The sequence below is a fragment of the uncultured Streptococcus sp. genome (genome assembly GCF_963456385.1).
GTDB lineage: Bacteria > Bacillota > Bacilli > Lactobacillales > Streptococcaceae > Streptococcus.
In genome coordinates this window covers 14521-30537 of record NZ_CAUOLF010000014.1, presented here as the reverse complement: position 1 = coordinate 30537, position 16017 = coordinate 14521, and the positions used below count along the sequence as shown (strand labels likewise).

The following is a 16017-nucleotide window of genomic DNA, read 5'->3' as shown; positions in this document are numbered from 1 at the left end:
GCCCATTTTATTTACTTGATAATACTGCTAATACCAATGCAATCAGTAGCCAGAAGAAAATCATGATTCCTGTCATACGCTGCATCACAGCTTCAAAACCGCGTGCCTTAGGACGTTCAAACAAGTCGTTGGCGCTGGCATCAAAGACATTGCTGGACTGATTTTTAGTTGGCTGCATGAAAATTGCAATGACAATAATAGCTGATAAAATGACTAAAATGGTTAATAATAGGTTGTACATAAATAAAAACTCCTTAAAATCCTATCTATTTTATCATAAAATCTACTTGGATTCAAGATGTAAAGTAACTTTTCTTTCCTTGGGACAATACTTTAAGACCTCAATTTTTTCCGGATGCGTTTTAGTATTTTTGCTGGTCAGATAGTTCTGACTGCCGCAGCTGGAACATTTTAAATTTATTTTAACGCGCACTAGATATCCTTCTTTTTAAATAAATTTCGAAAACTAAAGAGATTGGCCAGCATACTGACTGCGACTAGCCCTGCTGTTGCATAAAAGACTGAATGATAGCCATAGGCTGCCGCAATAACCGATCCAGACATAGGGCCGACCACCCCGCCCAGATAAAAGAAAATCTGATTATAACTGAAAATCCTAGAGATTCCAAACTTGGGTGTTATCTTACTTAGCAGAGCATTAACACCCGGTATCAGCGCCCCTGTTCCTAGGCCAAATAAAAAGCGATAAAAGCCCAGCTGCATAGGGGAACCAGCATTGGCACAGAGCAGATAAATCAGGATTGAATAGAACTGAGCCAGCACCAGAAGCCGGTGATTGCCGATACGGTCTCCTAACCGCCCCAGAATACTGGAGCTCATCATGCTGGAAAGTCCCATGCTAGAAACGATGAGACCCGAAACAAAGATCAGATTGTCCTTTTGCCCCAGCTCTCTGACATAGAGGGCAAGGATAGGGCTGATAGATTGAGCTGCAAACTGGATAACAAAGCTGGTCAGAAAGAGATTAATCAGCATCTTAGGATACCTGAGTTGACGCAGCAATTCCCTAAAGCCTACCTCTTCTTGTCGGGTCACTGGCACAAAATCCTCCCGAATCAAATAAAAGGTCATCAAGGCTGCCACTAGAAAAAAGGCGCCAATCAGAAGAAAGACATTGCGGATACCGAACATCTCCGCAATCAGACCGCCAATAAACGGCCCCATAAGATTACCCGCAACGACACCGGTCGAGAGAGTTCCCAGAGCATAACCCGTTTTTTCCTTGGGAGCCTGACTGGCAATCAGAGCTGTGCTGTTGGGAACATAACCAGCGAAAACACCGTTTAGAAAGCGTAGGAGCAAGAGCCAGAAAATATTGGGTACAAAGGCAATACCGCCCATAGTGAAAACCATGGCAATAGCCGCACGTACCATCATAGGCTTGCGGCCATATCGATCAGCCAGACTTCCCCAGACAGGAGAGAGCAGGGCAGCTGAGATTGCAGAGAGAGAAATCCCTAGCCCAGCGTAATACTCCACCTCATGACCTCGAGCACCCAACTGCTCCACGAAAAGTGGCATAAAAGGCGTCACCAGAGAAATGCTGGCACCTGTTAGGAAGTTCCCAAACCAAGCGATTTTCAAGTTATGTTTCCAATTTACTTGTGTCGTGATAAATCAACTTCTTTCTAATTTCTGCAAAGCATCGATGACTTGCTTTCGAGTAACCTCTAGCGAGCCATTATTATCTATCAGCACATCCGCCCTCTTTCGTTTTTCTTGTAAAGATAGCTGAGCTGCTATGCGTTTCTCTGCTTCATCCTGACTGAGAGCATTTCGAGTCATAAGTCGACTGAGCTGATTTTCCTCTGTCACATCTACCAGCCAGATTTGGTCAAACCAGTCTTCATATTGTAACTCAAACAGCAAGGGAAGATCCATAAAAAAGATGTCTTCCATCTCTGCCAGCAAATCTCGCCTGCCAGCCAGTTCCTCGCGAATAAGCCTGTTTTGTATTTGACTGGACCGCGCCAAGAGTTCGGGATTCCCAAAAATCATAGCTCCTAGCTTGGGCCGATCCAAGCGCCCATCTTCCTGTAAGATAGCTGGACCAAAAGCGGATAAAAGAGCTTGATAAAGCCGTCCGCCCGGCTCCTGTAGCTTATGAACCACCTGATCCGCATCGATAACCTGATATCCCTGCTGCCTCAAAACCTCTGTCACAGTTGACTTACCCGAGGCAATGCCGCCAGTGATGCCAATAATTCTTGCCATGACAGCTACCTCGCTTTCTGACAATGAGGACAGAGATGAGTACCGCGTCCACCCAGCTTAATTTTCTCAATCGGGCTGCCGCATCTAGCACAGGGGTGACCAGTCTTTCCATAAACCTGCAGAAAATCCTGCATCGTGCCATCTTCACCCAAAGCATTGCGATAGGTCCGAATGGTCGATCCTCTCTTTTCAATCCCGAGCTGCAAAACTTCTATAATCTGCTCACGCAGCCGCTTCACTTCAACTGGTTTCAGACTAGCTGCTGGCCTTGCCGGATGAATCCGCGCCCGCCAAAGGGCCTCATCTACATAGATATTGCCCAGACCAACGACCAAGGTCTGCTCCAGCAAATAGGGTTTGATAGGCTTCTTGGAACGACTCAAAGCTGCTGCAAAAGGCGACAAAAGAAAGTCCGCCTCTGTCGGCTCAGGACCAAGCTTTCTGGCAGCAAAATAAGCCTCCAGCTGATTCTTTCTCAAGAGCTCCATGGTCCCAAACTTGCGGACATCCTCATAAACAAGCGTCCCACCATCTGTCATCTCGAAAAAGACATGGGCATGTTTGCGCTCAGGCACCGCATCAGCATAAAAAAGATACTTACCTTCCATTCGCAGATGGGAAACCAGCACTCCGCCTGTCAGATAAAAGAGCAAATACTTGCCCCGACGGCCAATCCTTTCAATGGTCTGACCTGGCAAGTCATGGACAAAGCTATCCACTCCCGTTCCAATCATCTTGGCATAGCGGACCTGCACCTGCCCAATCGTCTTGCCAACAACCAGACGCTCCAAACCGCGCCGAACCGTTTCCACTTCAGGTAATTCAGGCATAAAGCTCCTTTCTATCTTCTATATTATTAGTCAGAAATATACTCTAAAATATCAGCAGGCTGACAATCCAGCGTTTCGCAGATAGCCAGCAAGGTTGCAAAGCGAATACCTTTAGCCTTACCTGTTTTTAGAATAGACAAATTTGCTTGTGTAATACCAATAATTTCCGCCAATTCTTTAGAGGTCAAGCCCTTTTTTTCCAATACTTTATCTAAATTAATCTTGATTTTTCCCATTACACAAAACCATCTATATCTTCTTGAATTGTCTTCCCGCTTTTTATGACAAGATGCAAGACCCCTAAGACAACTACCAAAGCCAGACTATCAATATAGGGCAGAAATATATTATCTACAAACTCTATCCACGACTGTATAGATTTTTGACCGATAAAAATATCCCATATAATACTACCAATAGGTAAACAAGTAACTAAAATCAACAGATATTTACTAATCCGATAACTTTCGTTCGTAAAAAACTGGTGAACTAGCGTGCGGTGTAGAAAAGAACGAAGCAAACCAAAGAGCAAAATCGGAAGCAAACCCAGCCAGATCATTTCATAAGATAACCTTAATAACTCTGCAAGTGGGGTAGCAGTTGATTGCCAGTTATAAATCATCAAGACAATGGCTACAAAACCTCTAGCTAAAAACCAGAAAGCACAAAATATTTGTACCAAACAAGTAATTATGGTTATTACTTGTTTCAAAATTCGCATTTTCATAGCTTACCTCCTTATTGCTTTACGATAATTTATCCTTACAATTATTATAAAACAATAATTTAACCAGGTTAAGAAATATTGTAAAACGATAATTCAATCAAACTATGCAGTATGATATTGTTCTAAATAAATGACATGTTCACAGTAAGCTATCAAAGCCCTATAGCAAAGCTGTCCGAAAAATACTCATCCAGCATCAGGCGGTGTTTATCCGATACATTTTCCAGCTCTGCTATTTCTTCTTTAGAAAAAAAGCCTAACCGTAGTGTTTCCTCATTGTGAAAATTGGAAATATCAACATTCTCCAGTGCTTGCAATTCGTACAGAAAGACAACCGTCTGCACTTTGTCTCCATTAGGATAAGATTCATCAAAATTAGTGTAGACATTCAGCAAGCGCTTGGCTTCAACAGCAATGCCTGTCTCTTCGTAAAACTCACGCAGGGCTGCTTGCAGAGAAGTCTCCCCAAGCTCCATAGCTCCTCCAGGAATCGCCCATGTTTTCTTATCGCCTCGCAACTGCAGAAGCACACGACCCTCCTCGTCTGCCAGAATCCCACCAGCAAAATTCAAGATAACCTTATCATGCCCCACCTTGGAGCGAATATAGGAAATATAGTCCATATCAAAATCCTTTCAATTTCTCTGGAAAGGCAGCATTTTGAAAGAAATAGCGCAGCAGCTGAATATGCGTATCCACATCACTAAAAAGCCAAGCATGCCCTTTGCCAGAATAATAGGCGCATTCAGACCTAACATTTTTCTGTGCCAACCTGCGGTGCCAGTCATGAATGGTTTCGGCTTCTTTCCCACCTGAGATAAAGAAAGCAGGATTATCAAACTGCAAGTCAAGTCTCAACAGATTTGCCTGTGACATCTCACGTCGAAATGAGCGCCGTTCAGCTCTTTGGAAATCTGCAACAAAGCGCTGAACGTCTTGGACAGGTGCTCCGTCCTCTTGCATCATCTTTGTCAGGAGATTGGCTACAAATTTAGTATTTTTCAAGAAAGACATCAGATATACAATGGCAATGATCTTGAGATAGCCCTTAATTGGCTGAGGGCTTGCCCCATCCACAATGACTCTACCTATAAGGCTGGAATGTTTTTCCAACAACTTAAGAATGAGGGAACCGCCTAATAAAAGACCAACCAAGTGCGGCTTGTCGTGTGCTTTGCTGTTAATGATAGCCACAATCATTTCCACGACATCATCAAAGTTTGTCCACTCAATATCACGACTCGCTCCGTGACCAGGTAAATCCACAAGAATGCAATGAAAATCTTGCTCAAGCACAGCAACATGGTGTCGCCACATCTGACTGCTAGAGCCTGAAGCATGCAAAAAGATAATACTTTTTGGATTTTGCTCCCCTCTTTCATCAATGAATAATGACGGCATCTCCATCACCTCACTTACTAGCTTAGAAACCCTCAATACTCCTTCTTATTATAGCCAAAGTCCGCCAAGTCCAGCTTCTTGTCCCGCCAGTTTTTCTTGACCTTGACCCAGGTTTCTAGGAAGACCTTGTCCCCCAGCATGAGCTCAATATCGCGCCGAGCCATGGAGCCAATTTTCTTCAGCATGGAGCCACCTTTACCGATGATAATGCCTTTTTGGCTGTCGCGCTCCACCATGATAGTTGCTCGGATATGGACCTTGTCCGTTTCCTCGTCTCGCTTCATACTGTCAACAACCACCGCCACTGAGTGGGGAATTTCCTCCCGTGTCAACATCAAGACTTTCTCCCGAATCATTTCAGACACCAAAAAACGCTCCGGATGGTCGGTAATCTGATCTTCTGGGAAATACTGGAAGCCTTCCTCCAGATTCTCACTGAGAATATCAATAAGATGGGACACATTATTGCCCTGCAGGGCTGAAATCGGCACGATTTCTTTGAAGTCCATCTGCTGACGGAAATCATCAATTTGCGCTAAAAGCTGATCCGGATGGACTTTATCAATCTTATTAACCACTAAAATAACTGGCACCTTAGCCGCTTTCAGGCGTTCGATAATCATGTCATCGCCCTTGCCACGCGGCTCATCAGCCGGCACCATGAAGAGGACGGTATCCACCTCACGCAGGGTGCTGTAAGCTGCTTCCACCATAAAATCACCTAGAGCCGTCTTAGGCTTATGGATTCCCGGCGTATCGATAAAGACAATCTGCTCCTTATCCGTCGTGTAAATCCCCATAATTTTATTGCGAGTGGTCTGAGCCTTATCGCTCATGATGGCAATTTTTTGCCCCATAACATGATTCAAAAAGGTTGATTTCCCAACATTAGGACGTCCCAAAATAGCTACAAAACCTGATTTAAAAGTCATTATTTTACCTCTATTATTTCCATAAAAACAGCAGAAAATCGGCAGTCACCCCCGATTTTCAAGTCTTTAAAAAATCCAATCCCAAATTTTGGGAACAAAAATAATCAGCCCTGTCACAACAGCAAAGCCAGACACGACCAAAACAGCTCCCGCTGCCATATCCTTGGCATTCTTGGCCCGCATAGAAAAGTGGTAATCGCTGGCCAGATCCACGACATTCTCAATGGCAGAATTGACAATCTCAAAGGCAATGACCAGAAAAATGCTCAAAAAGAGAAAGAGCCACTCTATCGCAGACAAGTCAAAAAACAGTCCCGCAACTATCACCGCCAGAGCCGAAAGAACATGCTTACGCAGGTTGCGCTCCTCTTTAAAGGCTGTAAAAATACCGGTTAAAGCAAATTCCAAACTCGAGACCACATCTCGGTTTTTCCATTTGCGTTTGTTATTTCCTTGTGAGTCCATAAGCAGTTAAAATTTCTTCCTGTAAACCAAACATTTCTGCTTCTTCTTCCGGCGTATAGTGATCATAGCCGTTGATATGCAGAAAACCATGCACTGCCAAAAAGCCCATCTCCCGCTCAAAGCTGTGGCCGTATTCTTCAGCCTGCTCACGCGCCTTGTCCACTGAAATGAACAGCTCGCCGATATAGGCATCAAAATCTTCCAGCATCTCAGCTAGCTCAGGGTGATCCAGCAAATCCTCTTCGTCAACAGCGATGTCCAACTCAGGCTTATACTCCAAGCTAATCACATCCGTCGGCCGATCCGTATCTCTATATTCCAAATTGAGTTCATGACTGCGCTCATTGCTGACAAAAGTCACAGCCATTTCCTTATTTTCCTTGCCCGTTTTCTGAGCAGCAAACTCCAAAATTTCCTGAGTCTGTTTAAGAATCTCTTCCGAAACCTGACCCGTCTCATCTACCATTTCGATATACATATCTTACCCGCTTTGCTAGTATTACCTTATTATATCATATTTTGACTCACTTTAGGGAGCCGAGGGCAGGGTTTTGGAAAATAGCAGAGCAGATTTGTCAACCTCTCACCGCAAAGACAAAAGCAGCTATTTTTATTATGTTCCTTCCCGAAACGTTGCTTTTCACTATTTGCCATCATTGACAAAAAGAAAAGGCTGGGAAAACCCAACCTTGTCCTACAAGATGCTAATTGCCGGGATCGAACCGGCGACCTCATCCTTACCATGGATGCGCTCTGCCAACTGAGCTAAATCAGCGTACCTAACTAATATATCATGTAGATAGGTGCTTGTCAATATCCTTTCTCATTTTTTGCAAAATAATCTTCCTTAGTCAGATAGTAATAAACCCGCGTGACAATGCGGCCTTTCTCATGCTTGTCTAGTGATGCGTAAGGCTCTTCGTGGGAATATTTCATACCAGACTTGACCATAACCCTGCCAGAAGCTGAATTGTCCACATCATGCAGCGCTACAAGTTTATTCATTCCGACTTCCTCAAAAGCCAGCTTGATGACTGCGCGATTGGCCTCTGTCGTATAACCCTGATTCCAGTATTTTTTATTGATTACATAGCCGATAGCCGCCGTTTTCAAGTCCAGCTTAATCTTATGCAGGTCAATGGTCCCAATGAATTTGCCGCTCTCCTTCACTTCTATTCCCCAGCGCCCCAGAGGATTGGCCAGATAAAAGAGAGCGATATTATTGCGTGTTTCTTCCAAGCTTTTGTTTGTCTCAAAGGTATAGCGAGTATTTTCCTCATCTGAAGCGTACTCAAACATCGCAGAGGCATCGTCCAAGGTCACTGGACGCAGAATCAGCCGATCAGTTTCCAGTCTTGCATGACGTGCCAGCTTGACATAGATATTTTCCATCAAAACCTCCTATTTTTTCTTAACAGAATAGCACAATTCACTAATGAAAGCAAATCTCTCTGATTTTTTCTTGATTTTTAAAGCGTTTTCATATACAATAAAAACATCTTAAAAAAGGAGCATATTTTTTATGTTAATCGGTATTCCAAAAGAAATCAAAAACAATGAAAATCGTGTCGCTCTGACACCAGCTGGTGTTCATAGCCTCGTTGGTAAAGGCCATGAAGTTCTGATTGAGACAAATGCTGGGCTGGGATCTGGTTTTACAGATGCAGACTACCAAAAGCAAGGTGCAAAAATCGTCCCTACTGCTGCAGAAGCGTGGGCAGCTGAGCTAGTGGTCAAGGTCAAAGAACCTCTGGCAGCTGAATATGGCTTCCTCCGTGATGACCTCTTGCTCTTTACCTACCTGCATATGGCTGCCGCTCCTGAGCTAGCAGATGCTATGACAAGCGCCAAGACAACTGGTCTGGCCTACGAAACTGTTCGCGATCAAGATGGACAACTGCCACTCCTGGTACCCATGAGTGAGGTAGCTGGCCGGATGGCGGTTCAAATCGGAGCCCACTTCCTAACTAAGCGTGAAGGTGGATCTGGCGTACTTCTCGGTGGTGTACCGGGCGTTCCAAAAGGAAAAGTTACCATCATCGGTGGCGGAGTCGTAGGGACCCATGCCGCTCGTATCGCTCTAGGACTGGGCGCTCAAGTGACTATTCTGGATATCAGCGCTAAGCGTCTGTCTGTCTTAGAAGATGTCTTCGGTCATCAAATCCAGACCCTCATGTCGAATCCTTTCAATATCGAAGCTAGCGTTCGAGAGGCAGATGTCGTGATTGGCGCTGTCCTCATTCCAGGTGCTAAAGCTCCGAAACTGGTGACAGACGATATGGTTAGGCAAATGCGTCCAGGCTCTGTCATTGTTGACGTAGCCGTTGACCAAGGCGGTGTCATTGAAACAGCTGACCGCGTGACGACTCACACCGAGCCTGTCTATGAAAAACACGGTGTCCTCCACTATGCAGTTGCTAATATCCCAGGTGCCGTAGCCCGTACTTCTACTATCGCCTTGACCAATGTCACCCTTCCTTATATTGAAGCCTTGGCAGGAAAAGGCTTCAAACAAGCCATTACAGATGACCAAGGACTGCGCCAAGGTGTAACGACTTACCAAGGTCATATCACCAGCCTGCCAGTTGCAGAAGGCCTCAATAAGGACTACACATCTATTGATGAACTCGTTTAGTTGAAAATTTCGACTTTTCAAATCAATCTCACAAAAAAAGAGCAGAAATAAATCTGCTCTTTTCGTATGCTATTCTGTTTCTTCTACATCTAATTCACTAGCTTTAACAGAAGTTGGTTCATAAGCCCGGATAATCTCCGCCACCACTGGATGACGAACGACATCCTTAGCTGAGAAATGCACAAAGTCAATCTGAGAGATATTCTTCAATTTCTCCTGAGCGTCAATGAGTCCTGATTTAACATTGCGAGGCAGGTCAATCTGGCTGATGTCTCCATTGACAATCATCTTGGACTGGAAGCCCAGCCGTGTCAGAAACATCTTCATCTGCATGATGGTCGTATTTTGTGCCTCGTCCAGAATCACAAAGGCATCATCCAACGTCCGCCCCCGCATATAGGCTAGGGGTGCAATCTCAATGATTTCTCGCTCCATAAGGCGTGTCGTCTGATCCTTGCCCAAAATCTGATACAGGGCATCATAGACCGGTCGCAGATATGGATCCACCTTTTCCTTAAGGTCACCAGGCAGAAAGCCCAGACTCTCACCAGCTTCTACTGCTGGACGTGTCAGGATAATTCGCTTGACCTGCCCACGCTTGAGAGCTGTCACCGCCAAGGTCACCGCCAGAAAGGTCTTCCCTGTTCCAGCCGGCCCGATCCCAAAGACGATATCATGATTTTTAACGCTGTCTACATAGATTTTCTGACCAAGTGTCTTGACCCGAATCGGCTTGCCATAGCTGTCCTTGATAATCTCTTCTTCGTAAAGAGCTACAAACTTATCAATTTCATCATTTTTGACCATGGTAATGGCTGTCACAACATCGGGTGTGCCAATTGTCATGCCACGATTGACCAAGACCAAGAGAGCCTGAATGACCTGTCGAGTCTCCTCGCAGGCAGCCTCCGTCCCCAAAATCTGCACAATCTCGGTTCGGGCATGGATAGTTACCTGCAATTCCTGCTCCATTAGGCGCAGATGGCGTTCATTAGAGCCAAAGAGATGAAAGGCATCATCTGGATGGCCTAGTTTCAATTCTACTGAATGTTCCTGCAAACAAAGAACCTCTCTATTTTATTTTTTGAATGAATTATCTTTATTATATCAAAGCGAGCAGAAAATGACTATCCCTAGCCACTATCCACTTAATGGGCCTGATACTCTTCCCAAATAGCATCGAACTCGCCCAAGTTAAAGGAAAAATTTGCGTGCTCCTCCAGAAAACGACTGACCTCATCAAAATCATCCGTATGCTTGGGAAAGGCCGTATCCTGAAAAGCCAAGTCCGCCAAAATAGCCTTGGGCTCCTTGCTCTTAGGATTACGCTCTGTCATCAGCCAGCTGTAAAAAGATTTTCTCATAGGTTCCTTTCATTTCTTTAAGTTCGTATCCTTCCAGGCATATACTCTAGATACGAGACTCTCTATCCTCACACCAACTCCGTTCCAGTCGGGTCCTGCTTGATTTTACCAGCTTTCATCAGCCCACCCAGAGCTTTTTTAAACTGGCCTTTGGAAATACCAAAGGTAGCCTTGATGTCGTCTGGTGAAGACTTGTCGTTCAAAGTCATAAAGCCGCCATTGCTCTCCAGGTAGGTCAGAATCATTTGGGCATCATTTTCCAGCATTTCAAAGGAACGAGGCTTAAGAGAGAGGTTAAGAGTGCGGTCTACTTCACGGAAGCCAATCACCCGTGCATCCAAGACCTGACCGAGACGAGGCTCTGAATAGCGCTCACTCGGATGAATAAAGCCCAGCATATTATTCTCCGGCAGGTAGACAAAGGTACCAGAAAGCTTGAGCCGATAAACGATGGCTGGCCAGTTTTGATTTTGCATGTTATTGTAGGCTGGACGGGCCAGACGCTGGAAATCCTCCTGATAAGCCAGTTGGCCCCAGATGCGGTCTTTCTTGTCCACATCTAGACGGATATAAAGGCGATCACCCTTCTTAGGCCAGAGTTCCTTGATTTCTGGCAAGATGTCAAGTGACACGACGATTTGCTTATCAGGCAGACCGGTATCGACAAAGACGCCTAGATCCTTGCGAACCTCCGTTACTGTTCCCCAACCAAACTGCTCTTGGGTTGCTGTAACTTCGAGAGTTGTCAAACGAAGCTTCTGCTTCATATCGCTGTAGGCAAAGCCTTTGACAGACTGACCCAGCTCATGCGCCCCCTCTTCCTTAGAAAGAGCGTAAACCTGACCATCCTTTTGAACAAAGTAAAAGCGATCATTTTCATCCGTGATGATACCCACGATGAAGCTAGCAAGATTTGTATTCATATAGACCTATTTTCTACCTTGCTTCTTCAAACCGGGCAAGGATTTTTGATGTTAAAACAACTCAGTCAGCCAAAGCCAACTGAGTTTTGATTCTGATAAAAATGTTAAACTTCTAAAAGTTCTTTTTCTTTGTTTGCTGTCATTTCATCAATATGTTTGACAGCATCGTCCGTTACTTTTTGAATATCCTTTTCCAAGGTCTTCAATTCATCTTCAGTGATTTCTTTGGCTTTTTCCTGCTTCTTAGCTTCGTCCATAGCATCGCGGCGAATGTTACGGATGGCAACTTTAGCATTTTCACCAACCTTTTTCACTTCTTTAGCTAAGTCACGACGGGTTTCCTCTGTCAGAGCTGGAATGACCAGACGAATCACAGAGCCATCGCTAGCTGGCGTAATTCCGAGGTCAGAAGCATTAAGCGCACGCTCAATGTCCTTGATAGAAGACTTGTCAAAAGGGGTCACCAAAAGAACACGCGCTTCTGGAATCGTAATAGAGGCGATTTGGTTGAGCGGAGTTTCTACTCCATAGTACTCCACATGGATGCGGTCCAAAAGGCTGGCATTGGCGCGGCCTGCACGAATGCTGCCAAATTCACGAGCCAGACTTTGGTGCGAGTGGGTCATTCTTTCTTTTGCTTTTTCTACAATTGCATTTGCCATGAGTTTCTAATCTCCGTTCTTATAAATTATTTGATACTGTTGTTCCGATTTGCTCACCGATAACAACGCGTTTGATATTGCCCGGCTCATTCATGTTAAAGACAACCAAGTCAATGTCATTGTCCATAGACAAGGTCGAAGCCGTTGAGTCCATAATCCGCAGTCCCTTGCTGATGACATCTCGGTGAGTCAGCTCATCAAACTTAACGGCGGTCTTGTCTTTCTTAGGATCGGCATTATATACACCGTCCACGCCATTTTTAGCCATGAGAATCGCATCTGCTTCAATCTCAGCTGATCGCAAGGCAGCGGTTGTATCGGTTGAAAAATAAGGAGAACCAATACCTGCACCGAAAATGACGATACGGCCTTTTTCCAGATGACGAAGGGCCCGACCTCGGATGTAAGGTTCAGCTACCTGCTGCATAGCAATCGCAGTCTGCACACGAGTATCAACACCTACCTGCTGGAGCGAATCCGCCATTACCAGCGCATTCATGACAGTGCCCAACATACCAGTATAATCGGCCTGAACACGATCCATGCCCGCTTCTGCTGCCGGCTCACCCCGCCAAAGGTTTCCACCTCCGATAACCAGAGCGATCTGAACTCCCAAATCATGAACTTCTTTGATTTCTTCCGCCATCTTCTGAACGGTTTGAATATCAATACCAACGCCTTTTTCACCGGCAAGAGCTTCACCTGACAACTTAATCAAAATACGCTTATACTTAGGTTCTACCATTTTTTTACTCCTTATTTTATCTGTACTATTTTACCACATTTTGTGATTTTTATATAGTTAAATCACTGAAATTTTTCTTTTTTCCTTTTTGTAAAATAGCAGAGCAGACAAGCTCATTTCACAGAAAAACCAGCCCCATCATAAGATAGGACTGGGAAGTAATAACTTCAATCATTTTTCACATAATCCACTCACTACTTGAGAGACTGTCTCTGTTCTCGCTTAGCCAAGATTGGCAGGATAACACCCAGACTGATCAAGACGATTGGCGTCAGGATATTGGTCAAGAGAGAGAATTGCCAGCCAGCTGGATCTTTGGCAAAGTCCACTTTCGGAACCATCCCTAAGATGCAGGCAAAGGCTGTAAAGAGGAAGCACCAAGCTCCGATGGCAAAGCCAACTTTTGGATTTTTAGTAAACTTGTACTCGGCATCCTTATACTTCTTCCAAGCCTTGTTCAACATCATGTAGGCCAGGAATACCCAGAGATACCGCATGGGCATAACGATGGAGTTGAGATTGGTCATCCACTTGACCAGGCCGTCAATTTCTTTGATTCCAAAGATTGGCAGAATAATCAAGAAGCTAACCAAAATCCCTGTCAGGATGTAACCGTTAATGAGGACTCCTTTTGATGTCCGCTTGCGCAGCCAGCTTGGGACAAACTCTTCATCGGCATTATTGAGCATGATTTGCAGAGGTGCGTCAATAGAGAAAGCCAGTGCAGCAATCTGTCCGACCATATTAGTCAAAGCATAGATGACTACTAGTACATTTCCCACACCCCAGTAATTGCCCAGCTTTTGGAAGGCTTGGTAAGCGCCGTTTCGCATCAGATCCTCAGGAATATTGCTGCCATCAAAAAGCATGCCCATAGCTAGAGAGCCTAGGATAGCAGATGCACCAACCATGACAGCCATGACAATCATTCCCTTTGGAAATTCCTTGGCTGGATTGCGTGTTTGATTAACGTAAGGCGAGATTTTCTCAGCCCCGCCGACTGCAAAGACCAAGAGGGAGATAGTCGTGAAATAAGAAAAATCAAAGTTAGGAATATATGTGCTGAGCTTATCCATATTGGCCGTCGCAAACTGCATATCAGGTTTGATAAAAGGCGCCCCGACCGCTAATAGAACGAAGAGGAAAGACATAATGAGCATGGCACTTCCTGCCAAGCCCCCAATCACCTTGAGCGTGGACAGTCCCTTGGTTGACAAGTAGAGAAAGGCACCGAAAATCAGTAAGCTAAGAATAACAATCCAGTGAATATCAAGACTGCTCAAAAAGTCGCCATTCCCCTGAAGAGCCCAGCCCAGCGGAATCAAAACTCCCTGCGGCTTCTGAGCCAGATAGGGAATATGCACCACCCAGTAAGTCCAGGCCGCAAAATAAGCCAGCCGCTTGGTAGAGGTTTTCTCCACCCAGTCACTGACACCGCCTCCACTCTCCTTGAAAGTCGATCCTAGCTGCCCCACGATGAGGGCATAAGGAATAAAGTAAATAGCTAGGATAAGAATCCAAGAAACAATTACCGAAATACCCTGCTGGGAGTAGTTATTAACCACATTGCCCAGACCCCAGACCATATTAAAAGCAATCAGAGATACCATCAGCCAGGTTAGCTGGTTCTGATCTTTTTTCATGACACCGTCTCCTTTTGTTATAAAATAAATTGATTCCATAATATTATAACATGTTTCTTTGCAATTGTAACCGCTATCATCATTTTTATTTCAAAAAAAGAACTACCCGGAGGCAGTTCAATTTAATTCTTAAAGTGAGTTTACGTCAACCTTGATACCAACACCCTGTGTAGTAGTGATAGTCAAGTTCGTTACGTAAGTACCTTTAGCAGTAGCTGGTTTCGCTTTTTGGATTGTGTCGTTGAAAGCTTTGAAGTTTTCAACCAACTTGTCAGCTTCAAATGAAACTTTACCAATGATAGCTTGTACGTTACCTGCACGGTCTGCACGGTAAGTAATCTTACCACCTTTAGACTCTTCAACTGCTTTTGCAACGTCCATTGTTACAGTACCAGTCTTAGGGTTTGGCATCAAGTTACGAGGTCCAAGGACACGTCCAAGGCGACCTACAAGTGCCATCATGTCAGGTGTAGCGATTACTACGTCAAAGTCCAACCAACCGTCGTTGATTTTTGCAACGAGGTCATCTTCACCAACGAAGTCTGCACCAGCAGCTTTCGCTTCTTCAGCTTTTGCTCCACGTGCGAAAACAAGAACGCGTGAAGTTTTACCAGTTCCGTTTGGCAATACCATTGCGCCACGGATTTGTTGGTCAGCTTTTTTAACGTCGATGTTCAAGTTGTAAGCAACTTCTACAGTTGCATCGAATTTTGCAAAGTTAGTTTCTTTTGCAAGTGCTACAGCTTCTTCTACGCTGTATGCTTTTGTGCTGTCGATTTTTTCAAGAGCAGCACGAAGTTGTTTGCTTTTTTTAGCCATTTTATCTTTCTCCTTGTAAGTGGTTCAATCGATTTTCATCTCCCACGTCACTCGTCAATCTGATCAAGTGTAGTGCGGGCAAATGGGACGAGCGTTATTGATTAGTCAACAACAGTGAATCCCATAGAACGAGCAGTACCTTCAATCATACGCATTGCAGACTCGATGTTTGCAGCGTTCAAATCTGGCATCTTAGTTTCAGCAATTTCTTGTACTTGCGCACGAGTAACTGTTGCAACTTTCGTTTTGTTTGGTTCACCTGAACCTTTTTCAACACCTGCAGCTTTCTTCAAAAGAACAGCAGCTGGCGGAGTCTTAGTCACGAAAGTGAAAGATTTGTCTTCGTATACTGAGATAACAACTGGAATAATCATACCAGCTTGATCAGCTGTACGAGCGTTGAACTCCTTAGTGAATCCCATGATGTTGATACCGGCTTGACCAAGCGCAGGACCAACTGGTGGAGCTGGAGTAGCTTTACCAGCAGGGATTTGCAATTTTACAAGTTTTTCGACTTTTTTAGCCATTTTTAAATCCTCCTTTGTGGTTTTGGCGGTAAATAAAGATTTTTACCTCCCACAAGTATGCTTTTCGCATACCTTTCCATTATACACTAATCTTTGTTAAATGCAAGGA

The 16017-nt window shown here is 44.6% G+C and carries 22 protein-coding genes and 1 tRNA gene; 1 reads left to right on the top strand and 22 read right to left on the bottom strand.

What is annotated here, in order from left to right; all coding sequences use genetic code 11:
• Window positions 1–7 precede the first annotated feature (7 nt).
• The 14 genes from secG to RP262_RS06945 form a co-directional block, all read right to left on the bottom strand.
• Window positions 8–241: a preprotein translocase subunit SecG gene (gene secG / locus RP262_RS07010; RefSeq protein WP_002894878.1), complete on the bottom strand. Its 234-nt coding sequence runs from the start codon at window positions 239–241 to the stop codon at window positions 8–10.
• Between the two features lie 42 nt (window positions 242–283).
• Complete coding sequence (gene rpmG, locus RP262_RS07005; protein WP_072074309.1) at window positions 284–433, bottom strand: 50S ribosomal protein L33; 150 nt, start codon at window positions 431–433, stop codon at window positions 284–286.
• Window positions 433–1635 (bottom strand): multidrug efflux MFS transporter, encoded by a 1203-nt coding sequence (locus tag RP262_RS07000; RefSeq protein ID WP_311154721.1) that lies wholly within the window; start codon window positions 1633–1635, stop codon window positions 433–435. Before RP262_RS07000 ends, rpmG begins: the two co-directional genes overlap by 1 nt.
• Before the next feature lie 3 nt (window positions 1636–1638).
• Complete coding sequence (coaE, locus tag RP262_RS06995; protein WP_311154694.1) at window positions 1639–2235, bottom strand: dephospho-CoA kinase; 597 nt, start codon at window positions 2233–2235, stop codon at window positions 1639–1641.
• Window positions 2236–2240: 5 nt separating this feature from the next.
• Entirely contained in the window at window positions 2241–3065 is an 825-nt protein-coding gene (mutM, locus tag RP262_RS06990) for a DNA-formamidopyrimidine glycosylase (protein WP_311154693.1), read from the bottom strand.
• Between the two features lie 26 nt (window positions 3066–3091).
• Window positions 3092–3301 (bottom strand): helix-turn-helix transcriptional regulator, encoded by a 210-nt coding sequence (locus RP262_RS06985; protein ID WP_268690665.1) that lies wholly within the window; start codon window positions 3299–3301, stop codon window positions 3092–3094.
• Entirely contained in the window at window positions 3301–3792 is a 492-nt protein-coding gene (locus tag RP262_RS06980; protein WP_311154692.1) for a hypothetical protein, read from the bottom strand. Before RP262_RS06980 ends, RP262_RS06985 begins: the two co-directional genes overlap by 1 nt.
• Before the next feature lie 152 nt (window positions 3793–3944).
• Window positions 3945–4415, bottom strand: coding sequence for an NUDIX domain-containing protein (locus RP262_RS06975; protein ID WP_311154691.1), 471 nt, complete (start codon window positions 4413–4415; stop codon window positions 3945–3947).
• A gap of 1 nt (window position 4416) precedes the next feature.
• Window positions 4417–5199, bottom strand: a complete 783-nt coding sequence (locus RP262_RS06970) for an alpha/beta hydrolase (RefSeq protein WP_311154690.1) — start codon at window positions 5197–5199, stop codon at window positions 4417–4419.
• Window positions 5200–5225: 26 nt separating this feature from the next.
• Window positions 5226–6125 carry a GTPase Era gene (gene era / locus RP262_RS06965; protein ID WP_002894867.1) on the bottom strand — a complete coding sequence of 300 codons (900 nt, stop codon included), beginning with the start codon at window positions 6123–6125 and terminating at the stop codon, window positions 5226–5228.
• A 66-nt stretch (window positions 6126–6191) separates the two neighbouring features.
• A complete protein-coding gene (locus RP262_RS06960; RefSeq protein WP_311154689.1) occupies window positions 6192–6590 on the bottom strand; it encodes a diacylglycerol kinase in 399 nt (132 codons plus the stop codon).
• Window positions 6571–7068, bottom strand: coding sequence for an rRNA maturation RNase YbeY (gene ybeY / locus RP262_RS06955; protein ID WP_011837247.1), 498 nt, complete (start codon window positions 7066–7068; stop codon window positions 6571–6573). The genes RP262_RS06960 and ybeY overlap by 20 nt, the downstream gene beginning before the upstream one ends.
• A 224-nt stretch (window positions 7069–7292) precedes the next feature.
• Window positions 7293–7365 (bottom strand) — tRNA-Thr (locus RP262_RS06950).
• Between the two features lie 35 nt (window positions 7366–7400).
• The gene (locus tag RP262_RS06945) at window positions 7401–7982 is read right to left on the bottom strand and encodes a GNAT family N-acetyltransferase (protein WP_311154688.1); all 582 of its coding nucleotides are present in this window, start codon (window positions 7980–7982) and stop codon (window positions 7401–7403) included.
• 130 nt (window positions 7983–8112) lie between these two features.
• Between RP262_RS06945 and ald the strand changes: the two genes are divergently transcribed.
• The gene (ald, locus tag RP262_RS06940) at window positions 8113–9225 is read left to right on the top strand and encodes an alanine dehydrogenase (protein WP_311154687.1); all 1113 of its coding nucleotides are present in this window, start codon (window positions 8113–8115) and stop codon (window positions 9223–9225) included.
• A 69-nt stretch (window positions 9226–9294) separates the two neighbouring features.
• Here ald and RP262_RS06935 read toward each other — a convergent pair whose 3' ends face one another.
• The 8 genes from RP262_RS06935 to rplK form a co-directional block, all read right to left on the bottom strand.
• A complete protein-coding gene (locus tag RP262_RS06935) occupies window positions 9295–10284 on the bottom strand; it encodes a PhoH family protein (RefSeq protein ID WP_311154686.1) in 990 nt (329 codons plus the stop codon).
• 89 nt (window positions 10285–10373) lie between these two features.
• On the bottom strand, window positions 10374–10589 hold the full coding sequence (locus RP262_RS06930; RefSeq protein ID WP_002894860.1) for a YozE family protein: 216 nt from the start codon (window positions 10587–10589) through the stop codon (window positions 10374–10376).
• A 68-nt stretch (window positions 10590–10657) separates the two neighbouring features.
• A complete protein-coding gene (gene cvfB / locus RP262_RS06925) occupies window positions 10658–11512 on the bottom strand; it encodes an RNA-binding virulence regulatory protein CvfB (protein WP_311154685.1) in 855 nt (284 codons plus the stop codon).
• Window positions 11513–11616: 104 nt separating this feature from the next.
• Entirely contained in the window at window positions 11617–12174 is a 558-nt protein-coding gene (gene frr / locus RP262_RS06920) for a ribosome recycling factor (RefSeq protein ID WP_002894858.1), read from the bottom strand.
• A 19-nt stretch (window positions 12175–12193) separates the two neighbouring features.
• The gene (gene pyrH / locus RP262_RS06915) at window positions 12194–12919 is read right to left on the bottom strand and encodes a UMP kinase (RefSeq protein ID WP_002894857.1); all 726 of its coding nucleotides are present in this window, start codon (window positions 12917–12919) and stop codon (window positions 12194–12196) included.
• Between the two features lie 194 nt (window positions 12920–13113).
• Window positions 13114–14562: an amino acid permease gene (locus RP262_RS06910; protein ID WP_311154684.1), complete on the bottom strand. Its 1449-nt coding sequence runs from the start codon at window positions 14560–14562 to the stop codon at window positions 13114–13116.
• A 129-nt stretch (window positions 14563–14691) separates the two neighbouring features.
• Complete coding sequence (rplA, locus tag RP262_RS06905; RefSeq protein WP_002894855.1) at window positions 14692–15381, bottom strand: 50S ribosomal protein L1; 690 nt, start codon at window positions 15379–15381, stop codon at window positions 14692–14694.
• 101 nt (window positions 15382–15482) lie between these two features.
• Window positions 15483–15908, bottom strand: coding sequence for a 50S ribosomal protein L11 (rplK, locus tag RP262_RS06900; RefSeq protein WP_002894851.1), 426 nt, complete (start codon window positions 15906–15908; stop codon window positions 15483–15485).
• Window positions 15909–16017: the final 109 nt, after the last annotated feature.